The organism is Komagataeibacter europaeus LMG 18890, from assembly GCF_000285295.1.
GTDB classification, from domain to species: Bacteria; Pseudomonadota; Alphaproteobacteria; order Acetobacterales; family Acetobacteraceae; genus Komagataeibacter; species Komagataeibacter europaeus.
On sequence record NZ_CADP01000260.1, the window covers coordinates 1 to 1,807 of the forward strand.

Genomic DNA, 1,807 nt, shown 5'->3' on the forward strand with positions numbered 1-1,807 from the left:
ACCACACCGACCCCATGAAACCCACATATAGGAGGCTCACCCTATGTCACAATCTCTCACCTACATTTCCCGCCGGAACTGCACCCCGCTGACTGATGCGGTGCTGATGAAAGCCGCTCCCAGCGTGTTTGCGCACGACAAGCACGAAAGCCGCTCGGAGCGTTACACCTACATTCCCACGATTGACGTGGTGAATGGCCTGCGGGCCGAGGGCTTTATGCCCGTGCATGTTTCGCAAGGCCGCTCTCGTATTCCGGGCAAAGCCAACTTTACCAAGCACCTGATCCGTTTCCGCCGACAGGGCCAAGGCCCGACATATACGCACCTGGGCGAACTGTTCCCCGAACTGATCCTGATGAATAGCCATGACGGGACCAGCGCGTACAAGATCATGGCGGGCATGATGCGCCTGCGGTGCTTTAACGGAATGATCGTGCTGGACAAGAACCTTGAGGAAGTCAGGGTACCCCATAAGGGAAACGTGACTGAAAAGGTGATTGAAGGGTCATACCGGGTCATGGATGCCAGTCAGGAAGCCTTGCGGGTTGCAGATCACTGGTCAGGCGTATCGCTGTCCCGTGACGAGCAAATGGTGCTGGCCGAGGCTACCCATATGCTCCGCTTTGACGAGGATAACACCACGGGACAGGCCATCCAGCCGAAGCAGTTTCTTGCACCGTGGCGGAAGGAAGACCGTGGCGACGATCTGTGGCACGTAGCCAATCGCCTACAGGAAAACACGATGAAAGGCGGGCTGCATGGCTTTCGGTGGGACGAAAAGGCCCGGCGTCATCGCCGCGTGACGACGCGCGAAGTCAAATCGGTTGAGACCGATGTGAAGGTAAATCGGGCCATCTGGCACCTGTCACAGCGGATGGCGGAATTAAAGGGGGCCGCCTGATCCCCCCAGGCGGGGCCGTATGGCCCCGCCACCCACCATTCCGAAATCTATTGCCCAAAGGTGCCCCGATGTTTCTGAACCATTATCATTGTGATTGCTGCGGTACGGACTGGACCGACGAATACCCCTGTCAGGTGGACGATGATTGCCCGAAATGCGGCGACCGCCACATATCCCCCCATCGCTTCGAGGACATGGCCCACGCCCCCTATATCCGCACGATGGGCGAACTTGTGGCCGCCCTTAATCGTGGAATGGGGGAACCGTGGAATCACATTCCGGGGGATGTGCTTTCCGATCTGCTGGAAACGCGCCTGCATGGCGTCACGAATGGCGGCATAAGCCGCTATTTTGAGACGAAAGACGACGCCACAGACTACGCCACCACGTTGCCGGGGGATGCTGTGGCCTCTCTTTTTTCGGGCACTCCCCAGCGCCTATTTCTGGACGATTAAGGGCAAACAGCGTGCCAGCGCGATGCGCTGGCACAAGCATTAGGTTGCGGCCATAGGCCGCACAGCAACCCCAAATGCTAGGCCCCCAGCTTGGGGGCCGTCGCTGGTGCCATAATCCTCACTCCGCGCAAGCGGGCTGGTCCTCGCCATGCTCCCCATGCTCGCGCCTGTCCGTTGGCCAGGCGTTGCGCGTGGGTGCGCGTGGCTGCGGTCCCGGCCCTACGGGCCGCCGCTTGCGCTGCGCTGCGGGTCATGGCCCCCTGATGGTGTCGGGACGAGAGGCGTCCCGCTTCGCTAAGTGTTCGCCCGCGTGGCGCGGTCGAACAAGAGGCTGGCTGGCGTTGGGCGTGGCTGGATTTTTTGGCGGTAAACCGTGCTTTTTTCTTGCAATAATAATGTATCATGATACATTAACGACATGGGGGCGGGACACCACACCGGCCCCATGAAA

The 1,807-nt window shown here is 59.7% G+C and carries 2 protein-coding genes; both read left to right on the plus strand.

The window, feature by feature from the left end:
* Positions 1 to 43: 43 nt before the first annotated feature.
* Entirely contained in the window at positions 44 to 901 is an 858-nt protein-coding gene (locus GEU01_RS21425; RefSeq protein ID WP_026018931.1) for a DUF932 domain-containing protein, read from the plus strand.
* 68 nt (positions 902 to 969) lie between these two features.
* Positions 970 to 1,356 carry a hypothetical protein gene (locus tag GEU01_RS23780; RefSeq protein ID WP_019087631.1) on the plus strand — a complete coding sequence of 129 codons (387 nt, stop codon included), beginning with the start codon at positions 970 to 972 and terminating at the stop codon, positions 1,354 to 1,356.
* Positions 1,357 to 1,807: the final 451 nt, after the last annotated feature.

Coding starts and splice junctions, on each gene's coding strand:
- GEU01_RS21425 (WP_026018931.1), top strand. CDS start 44: ATGTCACAATCTCTCACCTACATTTCCCGCCGGAACTGCACCCCGCTG.
- GEU01_RS23780 (WP_019087631.1), top strand. CDS start 970: ATGTTTCTGAACCATTATCATTGTGATTGCTGCGGTACGGACTGGACC.